General features: G+C 65.5%; 12 protein-coding genes and 2 pseudogenes. 7 read left to right on the plus strand and 7 right to left on the minus strand.

Going from position 1 to position 21305, the window contains the following annotated elements:
* Nucleotides 1-93: 93 nt before the first annotated feature.
* From WJW29_RS16360 to xerD, 4 genes are all read right to left on the minus strand, one after another.
* Complete coding sequence (locus WJW29_RS16360) at nucleotides 94-3891, minus strand: ESPR-type extended signal peptide-containing protein (protein WP_011257720.1); 3798 nt, start codon at nucleotides 3889-3891, stop codon at nucleotides 94-96.
* Between the two features lie 977 nt (nucleotides 3892-4868).
* Nucleotides 4869-8921 (minus strand): phosphoribosylformylglycinamidine synthase, encoded by a 4053-nt coding sequence (gene purL, locus WJW29_RS16365; protein WP_011257719.1) that lies wholly within the window; start codon nucleotides 8919-8921, stop codon nucleotides 4869-4871.
* Between the two features lie 398 nt (nucleotides 8922-9319).
* Nucleotides 9320-10117, minus strand: coding sequence for a DsbC family protein (locus tag WJW29_RS16370; protein WP_011257718.1), 798 nt, complete (start codon nucleotides 10115-10117; stop codon nucleotides 9320-9322).
* 455 nt (nucleotides 10118-10572) lie between these two features.
* The gene (gene xerD / locus WJW29_RS16375) at nucleotides 10573-11544 is read right to left on the minus strand and encodes a site-specific tyrosine recombinase XerD (RefSeq protein ID WP_011257717.1); all 972 of its coding nucleotides are present in this window, start codon (nucleotides 11542-11544) and stop codon (nucleotides 10573-10575) included.
* Between the two features lie 426 nt (nucleotides 11545-11970).
* On the opposite strand from xerD, the gene WJW29_RS16380 reads away from it, so the two are divergent.
* Nucleotides 11971-12438: an RDD family protein gene (locus WJW29_RS16380; protein WP_011257716.1), complete on the plus strand. Its 468-nt coding sequence runs from the start codon at nucleotides 11971-11973 to the stop codon at nucleotides 12436-12438.
* A 110-nt stretch (nucleotides 12439-12548) separates the two neighbouring features.
* Here WJW29_RS16380 and WJW29_RS16385 read toward each other — a convergent pair.
* The 3 genes and pseudogenes from WJW29_RS16385 to lptF all read right to left on the minus strand — a co-directional run bounded on the left by WJW29_RS16385 (nucleotide 12549) and on the right by lptF (nucleotide 15038).
* A pseudogene (locus WJW29_RS16385) lies at nucleotides 12549-12848 on the minus strand (hypothetical protein).
* A 4-nt stretch (nucleotides 12849-12852) separates the two neighbouring features.
* On the minus strand, nucleotides 12853-13959 hold the full coding sequence (gene lptG / locus WJW29_RS16390; protein WP_011407635.1) for an LPS export ABC transporter permease LptG: 1107 nt from the start codon (nucleotides 13957-13959) through the stop codon (nucleotides 12853-12855).
* Nucleotides 13956-15038 (minus strand): LPS export ABC transporter permease LptF, encoded by a 1083-nt coding sequence (gene lptF / locus WJW29_RS16395; protein WP_011407634.1) that lies wholly within the window; start codon nucleotides 15036-15038, stop codon nucleotides 13956-13958. Before lptF ends, lptG begins: the two co-directional genes overlap by 4 nt.
* A gap of 107 nt (nucleotides 15039-15145) precedes the next feature.
* Between lptF and WJW29_RS16400 the strand changes: the two genes are divergently transcribed.
* The 6 genes and pseudogenes from WJW29_RS16400 to WJW29_RS16425 form a co-directional block, all read left to right on the plus strand.
* Nucleotides 15146-16618: a leucyl aminopeptidase gene (locus WJW29_RS16400; protein ID WP_011257713.1), complete on the plus strand. Its 1473-nt coding sequence runs from the start codon at nucleotides 15146-15148 to the stop codon at nucleotides 16616-16618.
* Nucleotides 16618-16923: a hypothetical protein gene (locus tag WJW29_RS16405; protein ID WP_011257712.1), complete on the plus strand. Its 306-nt coding sequence runs from the start codon at nucleotides 16618-16620 to the stop codon at nucleotides 16921-16923. Before WJW29_RS16400 ends, WJW29_RS16405 begins: the two co-directional genes overlap by 1 nt.
* Nucleotides 16924-16963: 40 nt before the next feature.
* A complete protein-coding gene (locus WJW29_RS16410) occupies nucleotides 16964-17389 on the plus strand; it encodes a DNA polymerase III subunit chi (protein WP_011257711.1) in 426 nt (141 codons plus the stop codon).
* A gap of 207 nt (nucleotides 17390-17596) precedes the next feature.
* Nucleotides 17597-20539, plus strand: a complete 2943-nt coding sequence (locus WJW29_RS16415; RefSeq protein ID WP_011257710.1) for a valine--tRNA ligase — start codon at nucleotides 17597-17599, stop codon at nucleotides 20537-20539.
* A 7-nt stretch (nucleotides 20540-20546) separates the two neighbouring features.
* On the plus strand, nucleotides 20547-20849 hold the full coding sequence (locus tag WJW29_RS16420; RefSeq protein WP_113084415.1) for a methyltransferase: 303 nt from the start codon (nucleotides 20547-20549) through the stop codon (nucleotides 20847-20849).
* Nucleotides 20850-21090: 241 nt separating this feature from the next.
* Nucleotides 21091-21305: pseudogene (locus tag WJW29_RS16425) on the plus strand (IS5/IS1182 family transposase); the annotation flags it as partial.

Raw genomic sequence — 21305 nt, forward strand, 5'->3', positions numbered from 1 at the left:
CGTTGGCCGGCCCAGCCACGGTCCTTGCCCGCTCCCTCAGGCTTTACACATCGCGACGGCGCACCTGGCGCCGCCGCGTTGATGCAATTACGCTTACCAGCCGAAACCGGCACCCACGCCAATCGAGCTGTCGCCACTACTGAGCGCGCCGCCCACGGTGACCGTGGCGCGCGGGCTGATGGCGCGCTGGTAGCCCACCGACAATGCGGATTCGCCGTTCTGGAAACCGACACCGGCACCGATGCGGTTCGGCGAAGCGATACCGGCCACGCTGGCGGACATGTTCAACATCGCCGAGCTCATCGCACCCTGGCGGTCCAGACGCCGGTTCTGACGGCGCAGACGATCTTCGATATCGCCCTGATAGCTTTCGAAGCTGTCTGCCATCGCATTGTAGCGGCTGTCGGTGTAGCTATTGGCGGCGGCAACGCCGTTGTCCAACTGGCCCTTGTTGACCGCATCGGTGGCACGCGTACCGGCGGCCACATTGGCTACCTGACGCTCGCCGCCGACGCTTCCCACCGACACCGTATTGGCACGATCGGCAACCGAGCCCTGACCCAGTGCGACAGCACCTTGTGCAGTGGCACGTGCGCCCTGGCCGATCGCGGTGCCGGACGCGGCGGTCACTTGCGCGCCATCGCCCATGGCCACGGCATTGGTGGCCACGGCCGCGATCTGCGTATTGGCACCTACCGCCGTGCTGCCGTCGGCATTGACGCGTGCATTGCTGCCGATTGCGGTGTCGTTGGCGCCATGCGCATACGCGCTGCCACCAATCGCCGTGCCGGTGACGTTGTTGGCCACTGCTGCCGTACCGACCGCCGTGGAGGTGGCTGCCGGCGTGATGCTGCCGACCACGGCGGCGGTGGGTGTGCCCTGCACACCGGCCGTTGCATCGATCGCAGTGCTTGCGACGTTGCTGGACACAGCGCTGACCGCAGTCGCCGCCATTGCCGGTACTGTTGCGGTGCGCAGCGACGCGGTGCGTGCTGCGGTGTTGGCGGGAGTGCCACCACTGCGTGCGTCCAGTTCGGTGACCTTGCTGTCCAACGCAGTCAATGCCGCACCGACGTTGTTGTAGCTTGCACCCTGGATCAAATAGGTCGGCGCCACGAACACACCCTGCGCACCGATCGCCGCACCGCCGCCGAGGAAGCTGGCTGCATTGCTCAACGACTCGAACAACTGGCCGCCGTTGATCGCATCGGTGCTGGCACTGGCAACCGCGCCGGCGCCCACATTGACGATACGGCGCGTGGCCGGGCCACCGCGACCGTTGCCGCTGCCCACCGACACCGTATCGGCATCGTAGGTGCTCGAGCCCGAGCCCAATGCCACCGAATCGGCACCGGTTGCACCGGCATTGGCACCCAGTGCCACGCCGTTGACTGCGCTCTGGCGCACGTACGAGTTGTAGCCCACCGACACCGCATTTTCGCCGATGACGTTGACCTGACGACCGACGCCGGTGCTGTTGATGCCGGTGGCCGATGCATCCACACCGATCAGACTGGCGCCCACCGCCTTGGCGCGGCTACCGCCACCCAAGGCCAGCGTGTTGTCGGCTAGCGCGGCTGCGCTCTGGCCCACCGCAGTGGCATTGACGCCGTCGGCATAGGAATCCCGGCCGATGGCGGTGGTGTAGTCCGCAGTGGCCCAAGCACCGGCACCGAAGGCCGCTGCGCCCTTGCCGGACGCTTGTGTCGGGATCCAGCCGGAGAACGCGCTGCCGCCGACGGCCACGCTCTCTTCGCCGGTGGCTTTGCTGATTTCGCCAATGGCGACCGCGCTGGCACCGGAGGCCTGCGCCGCCAAACCGACGGCGGTGCTGTAATCGCTCGACGCCACCGCGCTGTAGCCCAGCGCCGACGACAAGCGACCGTTGGATTGGCTGAAGCCACCTAAGGCGGTACTGCCGACATTGGAGGCGGTACTGTTGAAACCCTCAGCAATGGCATGAAGGTCGGACGCGACCGCTTTGCTGCCGAGTGCGATGGTGTAGGCCGAAAGCGCCTGCGCGCCCGCACCATTCGCCGTGGCGCCGATATCGCTGGCCACTGCGTTGCTGCCGACCGCGCTGCTGTTGTCGCCCAGTGCCCGCGCGGTGTTACCGAGCGCTGCCGCGCCGATGCCGTCAGCCACTGCGCCGACGCCCACTGCCGTGGCTTTGCGGACCACGGCATGCGCGCCCGCACCCAACGCGGTGGTGCCGGTACCGACGGCCTTGGCGCCCTCGCCTGCAGCCAATGCGTTTTCGCCCTCGACATAGGCACCGACATCTTTTTTGGCGCTGCCACTGGCCTTGAAGTACTTGCCGGTGGTTTGCGCGGTTTCGGCAACGGCGTTGAGCTGATTCAGATTCACCGCGTCGGTACCTTGCGTACCGGCCGCTACATTGGTGATCTGACGCTCGTTACCGGCTGCGCCGACCGACACGGTATTGGCGCGCGTGGCGACCGAGTTGGCGCCCAACGCAACCGAATTGGCGCCACGTGCGGTGCTGAAATACCCCAGCGCCGTGCTCAGTTCACCACTGGCCAAGGATTGCGGGCCCACGGCGGTTGCGCCTTCGCCCGGCGCATACGCGAAGTAGCCCACCGCGGTGGCTTCGGTGCCGGAGGCTTCGCTCAGCGTGCCGACCGCGGTGGCGTAGGTACCCGACGCAATCGCGCCGGCGCCAAGTGCAGTGGAGGCTTCGCCACTGGCCTGGGTCTGCACGAAGAGGCCCAGACCAGGAATCAGATCCACCGGACCGCCGACGGCAGTGCTGCTGGTGCCGCTGGCGCGGGTTTGCGTGCCAACCGCAGTGGCGTAATCGCCCGCCGCATTGGCGACCGCACCGAAAGCAGAGGCCTGCGCACCGGCCGCATACGCACCCACGCCGAACGACGATGCCGCAAAGCCATCGGCCTTGGCGCTGGCGCCAACTGCGGTTCCGCCGACGCCGGCGCTGGTAGCGCCGGTGGTGACCGGCACGCCGCCATTGGTGATCAACGGCTCGCCATCTTCATTCACTGCAGCGCCGCCCACGGCCACGCTGGCCGGGCCATTGGCCTGCGCGTTATGGCCGAAGGCTGCGCTGTTCTGCCCGGACGCCAGCGCATTGGTGCCGACCGCAGTAGCGTTCTCGGCCACCGCATTGGCGCCGGTTCCCAACGCTGTGGTCGCCGTGCCGACGGCATTGGCGCCCTCGCCTGCAGCCAGTGCGCTATCGCCTTCGACATAGGCGCCTACGCTCTCTTCGCCCGGGCTCGCCTTGAAGAACTGCGCGGTGTTTTCAGCAACATCGGCCACGTGGCGCAGCTGCGCCACGTTGACCGCATCGGTGGCATTGACGCCGGCAGTGACATCGGTGATGCGGCGCGTGGCCGGGCCACCGCGGCCGTTGCCACTACCGATGGACACCACGTCGTCTTCGTAGGTGCGCGAGTTTGCGCCGCTCACGCCGGCATTGGCACCAGGTGCCACGCCGTTTTCGCCGCTCTGGCGCACGAAGCTGTTGTGGCCGATGGCTAGGGCGTTTTCGCCGATCGCATTGGTCGGGCGGCCAATCGCACTGCTGTTGACGCCACTGGCGCTGCTGTCGGCGCCGGTGGCCACTGCGCCGGTTGCGCTGGCATGGCTATTGGCGCCGATGGCGGTGGCCTTGCTGGCCGGTGCCGATGCGCCGCGGCCCACTTCCACCGATTGCGCATTGGCGGGAAGCGGCGTGGCGAATCCGGCGCCACCCAGCGCCAGAGCGATGGCGGCAGTCAGTGCCAGGCGATGACGGCGATCGATGAACGAGGCTGACGCAACGGCTCCGGGGCTGTCACCACTAGACAGTTCCGAGGCGACGGCCCACACACCAAGCGATTTGTTCCAGACCTTGCGATAAATCTGATTCATCGGCGCACGATTCCTGAGTTGTTGGACTGATTTTTGGCGAACACCACGCAGCGAAAGGCTTTACAGCCTGCGACTCACCACGGTGATGCGCGCTATGGGCCTTGCGGCGGGACGGCTTGCGCCTGCTCCTTGGTTGGTCGAAAAGTGAACGCCACCCAACCATAGAGCTGAGCAAAGTGTTAACCACCATCATTTCAGGCGTCAAGTTTTTGACATTAAACAAAGAGAAGTGCATTTTTCATCACAGTTCTGGCTGCCTTTATTAGATTTTTTGATAAATCCTTGTAAAACAGCAACCTAGGCCATGTCCGTAGAGACATTTCAGGGCTGAATAGGCAGAAAAGGAAAAGACAAAAATTCCCGTTCACGGGACACCTGCAGACTTGATTGCGCAAATAAGGCATGGGTGGCGGGCTGTTTGTGTGCCAACGTGTCGCACGGGTAACACACCGCCATCTATCGCGTGGAGCACGCCCTGTCTCGCGCCAAGGAAATGACGATGCTGCGGGACAGCGGTGCCGAGCTTCGGATCATTGGCGCACCAACAGGCTGGCCGCTTCCATGGCGAGGCCCTCCACTGTGAGGGGCCTCGGTGGCGGCACGCAGTGTGATGAAGTGCCTCGTCTGGCTAATGCCGTGACGCATGGATGCATCGGCACCAAGACAGTTTTTGCCGAGGACGTCGAACTGCCCCGGCTCGCGCTCGTAGGCAGTCCACATCAGCTACGCAGTGCTGCATGCCTTGCATCTCCACGCGCAACAAGCCGGCGATGGCGACACCTGCGAACACCGTTGCGCTTTAAAAACCATCGTGGTCAATTTGCTTGAGAATCCGCGAGTACCGCAACACGCGGAGAAGCTTCTACCGCCCCGCACCTACAGGCAAAGCGCACTCTGCCAAAACGACAACGGCCGCGTGCATCCCTGCACACGGCCGTCGAGTGAGGCATCAGCGGCTGCAGATCAGCCGCACGCCATCAACCGCACCACACCCGCGCATTGCGGAACATCCGCATCCACGGCGAGTCGTCGCCCCAGTCGGCCGGATACCAGCTCAAATTTGCGCTGCGCGGCGTGCGCTCGGGATGGGGCATCAGGATCGTGACGCGGCCGTCGCTGCTGGTCAGCCCGGTGATGCCGTCGGGCGAGCCGTTCGGATTGAGCGGGTACTGCGACGCCACCGCGCCGTTGCCATCGATGTAACGCAATGCCACGCGTGCAGCGGCCTGGTCCACGGCAGTATCGAATTCCGCGCGGCCTTCGCCATGCGCCACCGCCACCGGAATCCGCGAGCCGGCCATGCCGCGCAGGAAGATCGACGGCGACTCCACCACTTCCAGGAGCGCAGTGCGCGCTTCGAACTGCTCGCTACGGTTGCGCAAGAAGCGCGGCCAATGCTCGGCGCCGGGAATGATGTCCTTGAGCTGACTGAGCATCTGACAGCCATTGCACACGCCCAGCGCGAACGTATCGCTACGGGCAAAGAACGCGGCAAACGCATCGCGCAGCGCCGAGCGCTCCAGGATCGAAGTCGCCCAGCCGCGGCCGGCACCCAGCACGTCGCCGTAGCTGAAACCGCCACAGGCCGCGAAGCCGACGAATTCGCTCAGATCCACGCGGCCTTCGATCAGGTCGCTCATGTGCACGTCGTAGGCACGGAAACCGGCACGCTCGAAGTTATAGGCCATTTCGATCTGCCCGTTGACGCCCTGCTCGCGCAAGATCGCCACCGTGGGCCGGGCACCTGTGGCCACGAACGGCGCCGCCACATCGTCGGAGGGGTTGAACACCAGCTTCGGACGCAGGCCCGGCGCCTTGAAATCACGCGCCAGCGCGCGCTCTTCGTCGGCGCTGTCGGGGTTGTCGCGCAGCTTCTGCATGGCATGGGTCACCGACCACCATGCATCGAACAACTCTTCCCAGCGCCACTCGGCCAACACGCGGCCCTGCCCGCTCACGCGAATGCGCGGCGTGCCGGTGGGGCGTGCAATGCGCTGCGCGCATTCGGTCAATGCGTGGCGTTCGACCAGATCGGCGAACGCGGCACGGTCTTCGCTGGCGATCTGCACCACGGCGCCCAATTCTTCGTTGAACAGGCTGCGGAACGCATCGTCGCCCCACGCATCCAGCGTGATATCCAGGCCCTGCCGCGACGCGAACGCCATCTCGCACAACGCGGCAAACGCACCGCCATCGCTGCGATCGTGGTACGCCAGCAACAGCCCGCTGTCGCGCGCGTCGCGGATCAGCTCGAAGAAACTGCGCAGACGCTGCGCATCGTCCAGATCCGGCACATCGCCGCCGAATGCCGGCAATGCCGCGTCATTGGCATACACCTGCGCCAGCACCGACCCGCCCAGCCGCTGCTTGCCGCCACCCAAGCCGATCAACCACAGCTCGCTCTCTTCATCGCTGCGCAACAACGGCGTCAGCTGCGTGCGCACATCGCCGACTGGGGCGAACGCACTGATGATCAGCGAGACCGGTGAAACGCTCTTGTGAGCGACGGGAGTGGGCAGCGGAGATCGGGGATTCGCAACAGCGGAGGACTCCGGTGTTTTGCCAATGCCGAATGCCGAATCACCAATGCCGGCTTCAACCCACTGCGCCTGCATCGACAGCGAATCCTTGCCCACCGGCACGCTCAGTTCGAGTGCCGGGCAAAGCTCCATGCCGACCGCGCGCACGGCGTCGTACAACAGCGCGTCTTCACCGGCATGGCCGGCGGCGGCCATCCAGTTGGCCGAGAGCTTGATGCTGTCCAGCCGATGCATCGGTGCAGCGCACAGGTTGGTGATCGCTTCGCCCACGGCCATGCGTGCGGACGCGGCCGCGTTCAACAGCGCCAACGGAGTGCGCTCGCCGATCGACATCGCTTCGCCTTCGAAGGTGTCGAAACCGGCCATGGTGATCGCGCAATCGGCCAGCGGCAGCTGCCACGGCCCGATCATCTGCTCGCGCGCAGTCAAGCCGCCCACGCTGCGGTCGCCGATGGTGACCAGAAAGCTCTTGGACGCCACGGTGGGATGCGCCAACACGCGCAAGCCAGCCTGCTGCAGATCCAGCGACGCGGTCTGCAGCACCGGCCACTGCGGCGCGGCCGGATGCACTGCATCGCGATGCATCTTCGGCGCCTTGCCGAACAGGACATCCATCGGCAGATCGATTGGAAGCTGGGAGTGGGGAGTGGGGAGTGGGGAGCGGGGAGAAGCAGGAGCGCTTTCAGCACCCGAGAGTGCGCCGTTGCGCATCCCGAATCCCGAATCTCCAATCCCGGAGTCGAAGACTCCATAGCCAACCACCAGCCGCTCCTCCGTCGTGGCCACGCCGACCGCGGCGAACGGGCAGCGCTCGCGGGCGCAGATGGCGGCGAATTCCTCCAGGCGCGCCTGCGGCACGCCGAGCACGTAGCGTTCCTGCGATTCGTTGCACCACAGTTCCAGCGGCGACAGCGACGGATCGTCGCTGAGCACACGGCCCAAATCGATGATGCCGCCCACGCCCGAATCGTGCAGCAGCTCGGGAATGGCGTTGGACAGCCCGCCCGCGCCCACGTCATGGAACCAGCGGATCGGGTTGTCCACACCCAGCGCCACGCAGTGGTCGATGACCTCCTGGCAGCGGCGCTCCATTTCAGGGTTTTCGCGCTGCACGCTGGCAAAATCCAGCGCTTCGGCACTGTCGCCTGCGGCCACTGAACTGGCCGCGCCGCCGCCCAGGCCGATCAGCATCGCCGGGCCGCCCAGCACGATCACCGCATCGCCCGGCTGCAGGCGCAGCTTTTCGACCTGATTGCGATCGATCGCGCCCAGGCCACCGGCCAGCATGATCGGTTTGTCGTAGGCGCGGGTCAGGCCCGGGCCTTCGGCGAGCTCGAAACTGCGGAAATAGCCGAGCAGGTTCGGCCGGCCGAATTCGTTGTTGAACGCGGCACCGCCCAGCGGGCCGTCGAGCATGATGTCCAGCGCGGGTGCCATGCGCGGGTTCAGTGCGCGCGGCGCTTCCCACGGTTGCGGCAGGGTCGGAATGCGCAGGTGCGAGACCGAAAACCCGGTCAGGCCGGCCTTGGGCTTGCCACCGCGGCCCGTGGCGCCTTCGTCGCGAATTTCGCCGCCCGCACCGGTGGCCGCGCCGGGGAACGGTGCGATCGCGGTCGGGTGGTTATGCGTTTCCACCTTGATCGCAAAGGCCGACGGCAGCACCGCTTCCCTGCGGTATTGGCCACTGGCCGGATCCGGGCGATAGCGCGCGGCTGGCACGCCTTCCACCACCGCGGCGTTGTCGCTGTAGGCCGACAAGGTGTGCTGCGGGGTCTGCTGGTGGGTGTGCTTGATCATGCGGAACAGCGAGCGCTCCTGCGGCTTGCCGTCGATGGTCCAGCTGGCGTTGAAGATCTTGTGCCGGCAGTGCTCGGAGTTGGCCTGCGCAAACATCATCAGCTCGACATCGGCCGGGTCGCGGCCCAGCGCGGCGAAACGTTCGCGCAGGTAGTCGATCTCGTCCTGCGCCAGCGCCAGTCCCAGGTCGCGGTTGGCCTGCTCCAGCCCATCCAGCGGCACGCGCTGCAACTGGCCCGGGGCGGGCACATTGAACAGCGCCTCGGCCGCAGCAGCCGAACCGAGCAGCGATTGCGTCATCGGGTCGTGCAGCAGCTTGGCCACGGCGGCCTGCGCGACCGCGTCGTCCGGCCAGCCGGCCAGATCGATGCGGGTGCCGCGCTCCACGCGCTGGATCGGCTGCCCGGCGCCACGCACCAGCTCGGTGGCCTTGCTCGACCACGGCGACAGCGTGCCCAACCGCGGCACCACATAGCGCGAAGCGGCATCCGCATCGCGCACGGCGGGCGCAGCATTGGCCTGCAGAATCCGCCGCAAGGTGGCCTGGTCGGGCGATTGCCCGGCCTCGGCGCGGATGAAGTACACGTGCCAGACGCCGGTGATACGCAGCGCGGGGACGAGGGTTTGCAGGCGGGTTTCGAGCCGAGCGCGGCGGAACGGCGAAAGGGCGGAAGCGCCCTCGAGGACCATCATGTCCGAGGAACCGTGTCAGAAACGGGGCTGCAGATTGTAACGGAGCTGATGGATCGACGCCGGACTGCGCGGGCGCAGGCGGGCAATGCGTGGGGTGATGCGGCCGTGTGGCGGGGCCAAATCCAGCCCTGCGCGGCACGGGTGACCGTGGCTGGCTGACTCGCGGGCTACGAGGCTACATGTCGACGCATTGGCTATTGGCTATTGGTTTCTGTCCAGCCAGCCCGCGGGCTGGCTGGCAGTTGGGCGCGAACTACCAGGTTCAGGCCCCCGATCCCTCCAGCCTGCCCCAAAAAACGCAGAAGGCCGGAATGCATCTGCATTCCAGCCTTCCGTTCGATCGCGCCGGCCACCGATGTGACCCGCCAAGCGGCATCACACCGCCGCTCCGCCGTGGATCAGCGGCTGCCGCCGGCCGTGGCGACGGCGCGCTTTTCCAGCGCCTCACGCAGCTGCGCTGGCGGCAGGTAGCCACCAAGCTGCGTGCCGTCTGGCGCAAAGATCGCCGGCGTACCGTTGACACCCAGGCGCTGGCCCAGGGTGTATTCCATCGACACCGGGTTCTTGCAGTCCTTGGAAGCCACCGGCTGACCGGACTTGGCGGCCGTCAGCGCTTGCTTGCGATCGGCAGCGCACCACACCGCGATCATTTCCTTGTGGTCCTGGCTGCCCAGGCCCATGCGCGGGAACGCGAGGTATTCCACCGCGATGCCCTGCTTGTTGAGCTCGCCGATCTCGCTGTGCAGCTTGCGGCAGTAGCCACATTCCACGTCGGTAAAGACGGTGACGGTGTACTTCGGGTTTGCCGGCGCAAAGACGATGCGGTCGGCTTTGGGCACAGTGTCCAGCTGCTTGCGGCGGTAGGCCAGCAGGCCCGGGCTGGCGGCGAATTGCTTGTTCTGGATGTCGAACGGCTGCGCCTGGATCAGGTAACGGCCGTCATCGCTGACGTACAGCACCTGCCCACCGACGACCACTTCGCGGAAGCCGGGGAATGGTGCAGCACCGAGGTAGTCAGGCTTGAAATCCGGGTCCAGCGCCTTGAGCGCCGTGCTCACGCGCTGATCCACGTTGCCGGCGGCGGCGGGCGCGGCGGCGGGCTTGGCGCCGACAGTGCTTGCCGCAGGCTGCGACGATTGTGCGCAGGCGGTAAGGCTGATCGCGCCCAGCAGCGCGGCGATGGCAAGACGATACATTCACGCATCCAGATGGAATGAGGTGCCGGCATTCTTGCACAGCGCAGATGAAGCCCGGCAGCGGCCGCGACATTTGGCAACACGGCAAGCGAACAACTGCTGCGGCGATGGGACAGACGCGATGCACAGCGCGGTTTCGCGGCTCTGGCGGCAGGTCTGCACGTTGGCAGCACAGAACGTCCTGAAATTTCCTAATCGTCCAATCCTGCTCGCTCCGGCGCTTTACAGTGCGGGTGCCCCCCCCCCCCCCGCCACTCTGCCCTGACCGCTGGCGTGATGTATGGCACGAGGAGGCCACGCTCCCGGTCGAGCGCGGCTGATGCTGCATCGCAAACTCCGTCAAGCGTTGTTCGAGCTGCCGCTGGCCGCTTGATTTGACCGGGCACGTATTTCCCAGCCGGGCCCTCAGCGCATCAGCAGTGCGCCCACACGCGACTGGTCAAACGCCGCGCGGACTAACCACGCGGATGATGGCTGGCGTGCAGCTTCTGCAGATGCTGGCGCGCCACCAGCGTATAGATCTGGGTGGTCGACAACGAGCTGTGGCCCAACAGCATCTGCAGCGCGCGCAGGTCGGCGCCGTGGTTGAGCAAATGGGTGGCAAAGCTGTGGCGCAGCCCATGTGGGCTGACCATCGCCGGGTCGATGCCGGCCACCGCTGCGTAGCGTTTGACCAACGCCCAGAAGTGCTGACGACTGAGCGCTTGGCGGGCGGCGTCGATGAATAACGGCACCTGGCCATCCACCGCCGCCACCGGCTTGTTCGCGGCCAGCAGCGGGCGCGCCTCGCGCAGGTAACGTTCCAACCAATGCTGGGATTCCTCGCCCAGCGGCACCAGCCGGTCCTTGCTGCCCTTGCCGGTGACCCGCAACACGCCCTGGCGCAGATTCACCCCGACTGCCGGCAGGTTGACCAGCTCGCTCACACGCAGGCCCGCGGCGTACATCAGCTCCAGCATGGCGCGGTCGCGCAGGCCCGCAGGAGTATCCACCTCGGGGGCGGCCAGCAGCGCCTCGATCTGACTTTCAGTCAACGCTTTGGGCAGCGAGCGCGGCAGCTGTGGCGGGTCGATCAGCGCTGTCGGGTCGTCGCTGCGCACGCCATCGCGCAGGCACCAGCCGTAGAACGCACGCAAGGTCGACAGCAGCCGCGCCGTGCTGCGCGGGGAGTAATTGGCCTGGGCACGCCACCGCAGATAGTCGAACAATGCCACGCGGTCGATGCCGAGCAAACCGCCGCCGGCGCCGGCGCGCCAGCGCGCCAACCCTTCCAGATCGCGCCGGTAGCTCTCCAGCGTCTGCCGCGCCACGCCTTGCTCGGCCCAAAACCGGTCGAGGAAACGCTCGATCACACCGGCATCGGCCGCCTGCAGCGGCGGTAGCTGCTGGGCGAGTTGGCGGCGTTCGGCAGGACTGCTGGCAGACATCGCAACAGCATAGAACGTGGCGCGCGCGTTGCGAGACAACGCGTTGCAGATCGCCGGTATGCGGCATGCTTAGGCACACTGGCTTACGCTGCACAGCGTTGTGATGTGTGACCAGGCCACGCCATCCGCACGCAGGGGCTCTTTGCGTGCCTCTTTGTGCGTGCCTCGCACGACGTGCGCAGCGGAAGGGACGTACGCGTGCGTGTGAGGCGGTGCGATCAGGCAGACAAGACGCAAACACGAATGGTCTACCGGGAATGCGGCGGCCCACCCACCGTATTGATGCCACGACAAGGAGCCGCCGGGCGTGGGCTTGCGCCCGATTGCCCGGAGCGACGCAGCGAATGCGTCAGCGCGGGCAAATGCCAAAGCGCAGCGACCGCAGCGCGGCGTTGCACAGTGACTGGCGACCGTTATGCTCGCGCCATGACTTCGCTCTCTTCGCCGCGCATTGCACGCACCCCTGCACTGGTGGGCTGGCGGCTGCTGGCGCTGTGCTACGACGCCTTGCCAGTGCTGGCGCTGTCGATGCTGATCTCCACTGTATTCACGCTGGGCTTTACGCTCGCCGGGCACCCAGCACGCGAAAACATCGCACCCTTCAGCGGCTGGCAATGGCTGTTGTGGCTGTGCTGCTGGATCACCGCAGGCATCTACGCCACCGCGAGCTGGCGCCGCGGCGGACAGACGCTGGGCATGCGCCCGTGGCGGCTGCGCTTGATCGGTCCACAGGCCTCATGGCGTGCGCTGTGGATACGCTATGCCGTCGGCACCTTGTCGCTGGCGCTGGGCGGGCTAGGATTCTGGTGGGCGTGGCTGGATCGCGACCGGCTGACCTGGCACGACCGTGCAAGTGGGACCCGGCTGCAGCGCAGTGCCAAGACATTGAAGTGATCAGGTCGGCAGTCCACAACCCGCATCTCGCCGATCCCGCTTGTTCGATGCATGCGAACTGCACCTGGAGTGCGACGGGACTGGCGGCGGCGACCCAGCCAGGCTGCGGCTTATTGAGCGCCCAACAAAAGGCGCGCAATCAACCACTGAACTGCATGCCCAAACGCATACAGCACCGCTAAAAATGGCGGAATCAACAAAACATAAGTTGTCGCCCAAGGCATGTTGGTTAACCAGGCATACGCGTGGAGAGCATCCAGCGCGATCATCTGAGGCGTCAGCGGCAGTTGCAGAAAAACGAATTAGCCCTTGGGATCGCCCTGTGCACTAAGCGCTCCCCACACGCAAAACGCAGTCGCCGCCAGATACAGCAGGCAGAGCGCCACTCCCACCATGCTCACCCGCCGCATGCGGTCAGCTACTACGCCTGCGGAACAACCACGCCGATACACCCAGCATCACCATCGGCGGTAGCGCATAGGCGATGCGGTAATCGAGCTTGAGCGCGCCGGCCATGCGGCCGAAAAACAGCTGCAGCAGCCAGAAGCCCAGCGCGAACAGGATGCCCAGGAACAGACGCTTGCCCAAGCCGCCGCTCCGCAGCGAACCGAACGAGAACGGGATTGCCGCCATGCACAGCGCCAGCACGTTGAGCGGATAGAACCAACGGCTCCAGTACTGATCTTCGTAATCGCGCGCATCCAATCCATTGCGGCTGCGGTATTCGATGCTCTGCTCCAGATCATGAGCGGACAGATTGCGCGGCTTGGCGAGGCCAGCGGCCAGCGCTGCCGGATTCAGTTGCGATTGCCACGGCAACTCGGGGAAGGTTTCGCGCTGCACCGAGCGTTCCTGGAAGGTGTCGCGACGTACCTGGCGCAGAGTCCAACGGCCATCGCGATGTTCGGCCACCGACGCATAGGTCAGCTGCTGCATTCTGCCGCTGGAGTCGAGGTGATACAGCCGCACATCGTGCAGATCCAGTGCGGTATCGCCGCCGTCGAGCAACTTCTCTTCACCACTCAAGGCGTTAAGAAAGGTGTCGCCCTCACGTGCCCACAGGCCGGCATAGAGCGAAGCGGCCATATCGCTGTTGTAGCGGGCACTGGCCTTGAGCGTGTCCGCCTGGTTCTGTGCCCACGGCCCGATGGTTTCGCCACTGATCACCATGCTGGCGGTCAGCAGCGCCATCGCTGCGACTACCGAGGCGGACATGCGTTTGCGCGACACGCCCAACGCGCGCAGCGCGGTCAGCTCGGAGGTGGCGGCCAACTGGCCCAGGCCCATCAGCGCGCCAATCACCGCTGCAGTGGGGAACAAGGTGTAGGCCCGGCGCGGCACGGTGTAGGCCACGTAAGCCACCGCATGGCCAAAGGTGTAACTGCCCTGACCAATGTCCTTGGCTTCGCTGGCAAAGGCGTTGACCAGGTCAAGCCCCAACAGCACCGCCCACGTCAGCAGCACGGTGGACAGCACCACCCGGCCGACATACCAATCATGGACCCGCGGCGTCAGCTTCATGCGCGCGCCCTCGGCCGACGCACGCGGCCATCGCGCGCATACGCCCACACCGCCACTGCCAGCAGCGGCAGCGTCAGCCACCACAGGCCCAGCGCGGCCGGGGCCTTGCCGTTGGCGATCCACTGGGTGCCGACGATCATCAGATTGGTGCCGACCATGTAGGCCAGGAACGCCAGCATGATGCGTCCGTAGCGCTGCTGCCGCGGCGCGCTGCGCGACAGCGGCAAGGTCAGCATTGCAAACGCCAGCGCCAGCAGCGGCGGTGCCAGGCGCTCATGCAGCTGCGCGCGTGCGGCGGGCCGCTCGTCGGACAGCAACTGTGTGGTCCACATCACTTCCGGGTCGTTGGCATCGTGCAAGCGGGTGCGGTCGGGCAAGGCAATGTCGCTGCTGGCGAACTTCATCAAGCGATAGTCCAGCGTCGCACCGCCGGCCGGACCCTCGGTACGGTAGCCATCGTCCAGGTGCAGGTAACGGTCGGTCTTGCCTTCGAAGAACAGGGCGCCGCGGTCGGCGGTGACCACATCGATGCGGTCGTTCTGTTGGCGCTGCAGGAAGATCTTGCCCAGGCCCTTGCCGTCGGCAGAGATCGTCTGCATGTACACCACGCCACCATCGGACAACGGCGTGAACTGGCCCGATTCCAGGCCGGCCATCAGCACGCTGCGGTTGGCATCTTCCAGCATCGCTTCGGCGGTGCGGCTCGCCCAGGGGCCCAGCCACAGCGAGCACAGCCCGATGACCACCACCACCGGTACCACCAGCATCAATAGCGGGCGCAACATGCGCGTGGGTCCGACACCAATGGCGGTAATGACGGCCATTTCTGAATCGCGGTACAGCCGCGCCAGTGCCAGCAGCAAGCCCAGCATTAATGCCAGCGGCAGGATGATGGGCAGGTAGGCCACGAATTGCAGCCCCACCTGCGACAGCAGCAAGCGCGCCGGGATGCGGCCATCGGCGATATTGCCGAGGATATCGACCAGCACACCGCCGACGCTGACGACCAGCAGCACAATCAAGGTGGCCAGGAAGCTCTGGGTGAAATCGCTAAGCAGGTATCGATCGAGCTTCGGCATGGGGTGGGCTTGTTTTAAACTCTCGAATTCGTTCGCGGCGCCGCCAGCCTAGTTAGGTTGGCGTAAACAGCCCGCGATTGTACGGATTTGCCTACGGAATCTGATCAATGGCCCTGCAATTCACCCTGAACCAAGACGCGCCGGCAAGCGCTGCTGTCGACTGCATCGTGGTTGGCGCGTTCGCCGACAAGACCCTTTCGCCCGCCGCCCAGGCGCTGGACAGCGCCAGCCAGGGCCGTCTGACCGCCCTGTTGGCACGCGGCGATGTGGCCGGCAAGACCGGCAGCACCACCCTGCTGCACGACCTGCCCGGCGTCGCCGCCCCGCGCGTGCTGGTGGTCGGGCTGGGCGACGCCGGCAAGTTCGGCGTGGCGCCGTACCTCAAGGCCATCGGTGATGCAACCCGCGCGCTGAAGACCGGCGCAGTCGGCACCGCCCTGCTCACCCTGACCGAACTCACCGTCAAGGCCCGCGATGCGGCCTGGAACATCCGCCAGGCAGTCACCGTCAGCGACCATGCGGCCTACCGCTACACCGCCACGCTGGGCAAGAAGAAGGTCGACGAGACCGGCCTGACCACCCTGGCGATCGCCGGCGACGACGCCCGCGCGCTCGCCGTGGGCGTGGCCACCGCCGAAGGCGTGGAGTTCGCCCGCGAGCTGGGCAACCTGCCACCGAACTACTGCACCCCGGCCTACCTGGCCGACACCGCCGCCGCATTCGCCGGCAAGTTCCCGGGCGCCGAAGCCGAGATTCTGGACGAGGCGCAGATGGAAGCGCTGGGCATGGGTTCGCTGCTGTCGGTGGCACGTGGCTCGGCCAATCGCCCGCGCCTGATCGTGCTGAAGTGGAACGGTGGTGGCGACGCGCGCCCGTACGTGCTGGTCGGCAAGGGCATCACCTTCGACACCGGCGGCGTCAACCTCAAGACGCAGGGCGGCATCGAGGAAATGAAGTACGACATGTGCGGTGGCGCCACCGTCATCGGCACCTTCGTGGCCACGGTCAAGGCCGAACTGCCGATCAATCTGGTGGTGGTGGTGCCGGCGGTGGAAAACGCCATCGACGGCAATGCCTATCGCCCCTCGGACGTGATCACCAGCATGTCCGGCAAGACCATCGAGGTCGGCAATACCGACGCCGAAGGCCGGCTGATCCTGTGCGATGCGCTGACCTACGCCGAACGCTTCAACCCCGAAGCGCTGGTGGACGTGGCCACCTTGACCGGTGCCTGCATGGTGGCGCTGGGTCACCAGACCGCCGGCCTGATGAGCAAGCACGACGACCTGGCCAACGAGCTGCTGGCCGCTGGCGAGCACGTGTTCGACCGCGCCTGGCGCCTGCCGCTGTGGGACGAATACCAGGGTCTGCTGGATTCCACCTTCGCCGACGTCTACAACATCGGCGGCCGCTGGGGCGGTGCGATCACTGCCGGGTGCTTCCTGTCGCGCTTCACCGAAAACCAGCGCTGGGCGCATCTGGACATCGCCGGCGTGGCCAGCGACGAAGGCAAGCGCGGCATGGCCACCGGCCGCCCGGTCGGCCTGCTGACGCAGTGGTTGCTGGATCGCGCCGCCTGATGTCGCCGCGCGCGGCACTGGCGCTGATTGCCGGCTTCTCCGTCGTGAAGGGCGCAGCCAGCGCGGTGCCGGGCTGGACCAGCCCTGGCATCGACCTGCTCTGGATCGTCGTGCAGCTGTTGCTGTTGTTTGTGTGGCTGGCGGCCGACAGCCGCCGGCCGGCCTGGATGAATATCGGCATCGTGGCATCAGCCGTGCGGTTCCTGCCGGTGTATCTCTACCGCCCGGGCAACGCCTGCGTGCATTCGGCGGCCCGTTGTTGGCCGTGCTCGGCTGTGCTGCCCTGTTCGTGGCCGCCGGCATGACCACCAAATTCCTGCTCTCCTCTCGCTTTGTGACCGCCTGATGCCCCGTGCCGACTTCTACCTGATCGCCAAGCCGCGCTTCCTCAACGAACCGCTGCGGCTGGTGTGCGAGCTGGCGCGCAAGGCCAACAACGCCAACCTGTCGACGCTGATCCTGGCCCGCGATGCGGAGCAGGCCGAGGCGTTGGACGACCTGCTGTGGGCGTTCGACGACGAAGCCTACGTCCCGCACCAGATCGCCGGCACCGACGAGGAAGACGAGCTGGCCCCGGTGCTGATCGCCGCCCCCGAGTTCGCCGCCCCCTCGCGCCCGCTGGTGATCAACCTGCGCGACGACCCGTACCTGGGCGCCTGCGACCGCGTGCTGGAAGTCGTGCCCGCCGACCCGGCCGCCCGCGAACCGCTGCGCGAGCGTTGGAAACAGTACAAGGCCCTGGGCCTGGAACTGACCAAGTACGACATGTGAATGGGGCGGGGATTGGGGAGTTGGGATTGGGGATTCGTCACAGCGGGCTTGCGCGCATCCACAGGCTGCAGCCAACGACGCATCCGAAATCGCCACCCTCCGTTCCACCGCACCATCGCTGCCATTGATGCGTGGGTTGCCAGTCATGCTCGCCGGCCCCATGACGCAACCAATCCCGAATAACGAATAACCAATCCCAGCCCCTCTATGACCACCCTCGCCTCCAGCTACGACCCCTCTTCCTTCGAATCGCGCCTGTATGCGCAGTGGGAGGCGGCAGGTTACTTCGTGCCGTCCGACACGGGTGAGCCGTACACCGTGCTGCTGCCGCCGCCCAATGTCACCGGCACGCTGCACATGGGCCACGCGTTTCAGCAGACATTGATGGATGCGTTGGTTCGCTACCACCGCATGCGCGGGTACGACACCTTGTGGCAGGTGGGCACCGACCATGCCGGCATCGCCACCGAGATGGTGGTGTCGCGCAATCTGGCATTGGAAGGCAAGGGCGAAACGCGCGACTCGCTGGGGCGCGAGGGCTTCATTGCCAAAGTGTGGGAATGGAAGGCCGCATCCGGCGACACCATCGAGCGCCAGATGCGTCGGCTGGGCACTTCCAGCGATTGGTCGCGCAGCACCTTCACAATGGACCCGCAGCCGTCGGCCGCGGTCAACGAAGCGTTCGTGCGCTGGTACGAGCAAGGCCTGATCTACCGCGGTCAGCGCCTGGTCAACTGGGACCCGGTGCTGAAGACCGCGATCTCGGATCTGGAAGTGGAAAACGTCGAAGAAGACGGCTTCCTGTGGTCGATCCGCTATCCGCTGGCCGATGGCGTCACCTACGAGCACATCGAGCACGATGCCGACGGCAACGAGACCCTGCGCGAGACCCGCGATTATCTGGTGGTGGCGACCACGCGCCCGGAAACCATGCTGGGCGATACCGCTGTAATGGTGCACCCGGAAGATGCGCGTTATCTCACGCTGCATACCGCACGCATCGTGCTGCCGCTGACCGGCCGGCACGTGCCGGTGATCACCGACGATTATGTCGACCGCGCCTTCGGCACCGGCGTGGTCAAGGTCACGCCTGCGCATGACTTCAACGATTACCAGGTGGGGGAGCGACATAATCTTCCGCTAGTAAACCTTTTCACCGCAGATGCGAAGATCATCGATCCACGCAAACAGTACCCAGATGACGAATCCCCCTTCGTCAACGCTGGCATCGATTGGCGCGAACTTGACCAAATTCAGCGCAAGCGTTTAGGTCAGCACCTCGCCTACAAGATTCCGGCGCAGTACATCGGTCTTGATCGTTACGACGCACGCAAGCTGGTGCTGTCCGAGCTGGAAGACCTGAGCATCTTGGTGGAAACCAAACCGCACAAACTGCAGGTGCCGCGCGGCGACCGTACCGGCCAGGTGATCGAGCCTTACCTCACCGACCAGTGGTTCGTGAAAATGGACGCATTGGCAAAGCGCGGGCTGGAACTGGTCGAAAGCGGCCAGATCCAGTTCGTGCCGCCGAACTGGATCAACACCTATCGCCATTGGATGGAAAACATCCAGGATTGGTGCATCAGCCGTCAGCTGTGGTGGGGCCATCGCATTCCGGCATGGTTCGACGATGCCGGGCATTGCCATGTTGGCCACGACGAAGCCGAGGTGCGTGCCAAGCATGGCTTGGGTGCGGAGATTGCGCTGCATCAGGACAGCGACGTGCTGGAAACCTGGTTCTCCTCGCAGCTGTGGCCATTCTCCACGCTGGGCTGGCCGGATTCGCAGGCGATGGCCGAGCGCGGATTCGCGCGTTATCTGCCTTCAAGCGTGCTGGTCACCGGCTTCGACATCATCTTCTTCTGGGTGGCGCGCATGATCATGGCCACCGACAGTTTCACCGGCCAGGTGCCGTTCCGCGACGTCTATATCACCGGCCTGATCCGCGATGCGCAGGGCCAGAAGATGTCCAAGTCCAAGGGCAACGTGCTCGATCCGCTGGACATCATCGACGGCATCAGCATCGAGGATCTGGTGGCCAAGCGCACCAACGGCTTGATGCAGCCGCGCATGGCCGAAAAGATCGAAAAAGCCACGCGCAAGGAATTCCCGGACGGCATCATTGCCCACGGTGCCGACGCGCTGCGCTTCACCATCGCCGCACTCGCGACGCATGGCCGCGACATCAAGTTCGATCTGGGCCGCGCCGAGGGCTACAAGAACTTCTGCAACAAGCTGTGGAACGCCACGCGTTTCGTGCTGATGAACACCGAAGGCGCCCGCTTCACCGGCGTGCCACAACCGCGCACCGAAGCGGAAAAGTGGATTCTTGCGCGCCTGGACAAGGTCACTGCAGAAACCCACGCGCATTACGCCAACTATCGCTTCGACCTGCTCGCGCAGTCGCTGTACGAATTCGCCTGGAACGCGTTCTGCGACTGGTTCGTGGAACTGGCCAAGCCGGCGCTCAACAACCAGGACACCGACGCGGCCGCCAGCACCCGCCACACGCTGCTGTACGTGTTGGAGTCGTTGCTGCGCCTGTTGCACCCGCTCACCCCGTTCGTCACCGAAGAGTTGTGGCAGCAGGTCGTGCCGCGTTTGGGCATCACCACCGCGACTATTTCATTGCAGCGCTTCCCGCAGGTTGGCGATGTCGATACCAGCGGCTATGCCACCGCCGAAGCTGATGTCGAATGGCTCAAGTCGATGGTGTCGGCACTGCGCCGCGTGCGCAGCGAATTGAACGTGCCACCGTCCAAGCAGGTGCGCCTGCTGCTGCAGGCCGACACTGCCGACGAACGACCGCGCGTTGCCCGCTTCGCCTCGCAGCTGTCGTTCCTGCTCAAGCTGGAACGCATCGATTGGCTGGACGCTGGCCAGGACACACCGCCGTCTGCCGCCGCCATCGTCGGAGAACTCACGCTGCTGGTGCCGCTGGAAGGCCTGGTCGACATGGATGCCGAACGCATGCGCCTGGACAAGGAAATCAAGCGCGTGAAAGGCGAGATCGGCAAGTGCAACGGCAAGCTCGGCAACGCGACCTTCGTGCAGAACGCACCAGCAGTAGTGGTCGATCAGGAGCGTGCACGTCTGGCTGACTGGACCACCCAACTGGCCGGTCTGCGCGAGCAACGTGGCAAGCTGTAGGCCCACGATGTCCCCCTTGCCGCCGCCGGTCTGCGTCGCTGCCGGCATGCTAGGCGCATGGGCGGCTGCCCTCACGTGGCCGCAATTGTGCATCTCGCTGCCCGGGCAGCGCGCGTGCGCGCTAGCCATCATGCTGCTCGGCGCGCTGATCAACGTCGTGCCGAAATGGCGATTCCGTCGCGCCGGCACCACGGTCGATCCGCGTCGGCCGCAACGATGCAGTGCGCTGGTGCAAACCGGACTGCATCGTTATTCGCGCAACCCGATGTACATCGGTAACGCCTTGCTGTTGGCGGGCTGGGCCACCTAGCTCGGACATCCGGCTGGCGGCGTGGCACTGGTCGTGTATCTGCTGTACATCGACCGGGTGCAGATCCGACTGGAGGAAGAAGCACTGCAAGAGCGCTTCGGCGCGGCCTACCAAACCTACTGTCAACGCGTAAGGCGCTGGCTATAGACCGCATCCATTGCAACGCCTCACCTGCGGTTTTGGCGTGCTGGAACTGCCAGTTTTCGTTACGCTAGGTCCTGGTTTCTGGCAGTTTTCGCCCATGCGGACACGCCGTCCTGCCGCCGAGCAGTTGCCTGCCGATGAGCTGTTTCGTTCGCGTCTGGAGAACCAGATCGACGTGCGCCATCCGCTGGTCCAGCTGAGCCATCGGCTGCCGTGGAGTGCGTTGGAACAGGCGCTGTCGCCACGGTTGCCTGCAACCACCAGCACAGGCGGTCGGCCCGCATTGCCGGTGCGGTTGATCGCCGGGTTGCT

It is taken from the genome of Xanthomonas sp. JL1 (assembly GCF_038405005.1).

Coding starts and splice junctions, on each gene's coding strand:
- WJW29_RS16360 (WP_011257720.1), bottom strand. CDS start 3,891: ATGAATCAGATTTATCGCAAGGTCTGGAACAAATCGCTTGGTGTGTGG.
- purL (WP_011257719.1), bottom strand. CDS start 8,921: ATGATGGTCCTCGAGGGCGCTTCCGCCCTTTCGCCGTTCCGCCGCGCT.
- WJW29_RS16370 (WP_011257718.1), bottom strand. CDS start 10,117: ATGTATCGTCTTGCCATCGCCGCGCTGCTGGGCGCGATCAGCCTTACC.
- xerD (WP_011257717.1), bottom strand. CDS start 11,544: ATGTCTGCCAGCAGTCCTGCCGAACGCCGCCAACTCGCCCAGCAGCTA.
- WJW29_RS16380 (WP_011257716.1), top strand. CDS start 11,971: ATGACTTCGCTCTCTTCGCCGCGCATTGCACGCACCCCTGCACTGGTG.
- lptG (WP_011407635.1), bottom strand. CDS start 13,959: ATGAAGCTGACGCCGCGGGTCCATGATTGGTATGTCGGCCGGGTGGTG.
- lptF (WP_011407634.1), bottom strand. CDS start 15,038: ATGCCGAAGCTCGATCGATACCTGCTTAGCGATTTCACCCAGAGCTTC.
- WJW29_RS16400 (WP_011257713.1), top strand. CDS start 15,146: ATGGCCCTGCAATTCACCCTGAACCAAGACGCGCCGGCAAGCGCTGCT.
- WJW29_RS16405 (WP_011257712.1), top strand. CDS start 16,618: ATGTCGCCGCGCGCGGCACTGGCGCTGATTGCCGGCTTCTCCGTCGTG.
- WJW29_RS16410 (WP_011257711.1), top strand. CDS start 16,964: ATGCCCCGTGCCGACTTCTACCTGATCGCCAAGCCGCGCTTCCTCAAC.
- WJW29_RS16415 (WP_011257710.1), top strand. CDS start 17,597: ATGACCACCCTCGCCTCCAGCTACGACCCCTCTTCCTTCGAATCGCGC.
- WJW29_RS16420 (WP_113084415.1), top strand. CDS start 20,547: ATGTCCCCCTTGCCGCCGCCGGTCTGCGTCGCTGCCGGCATGCTAGGC.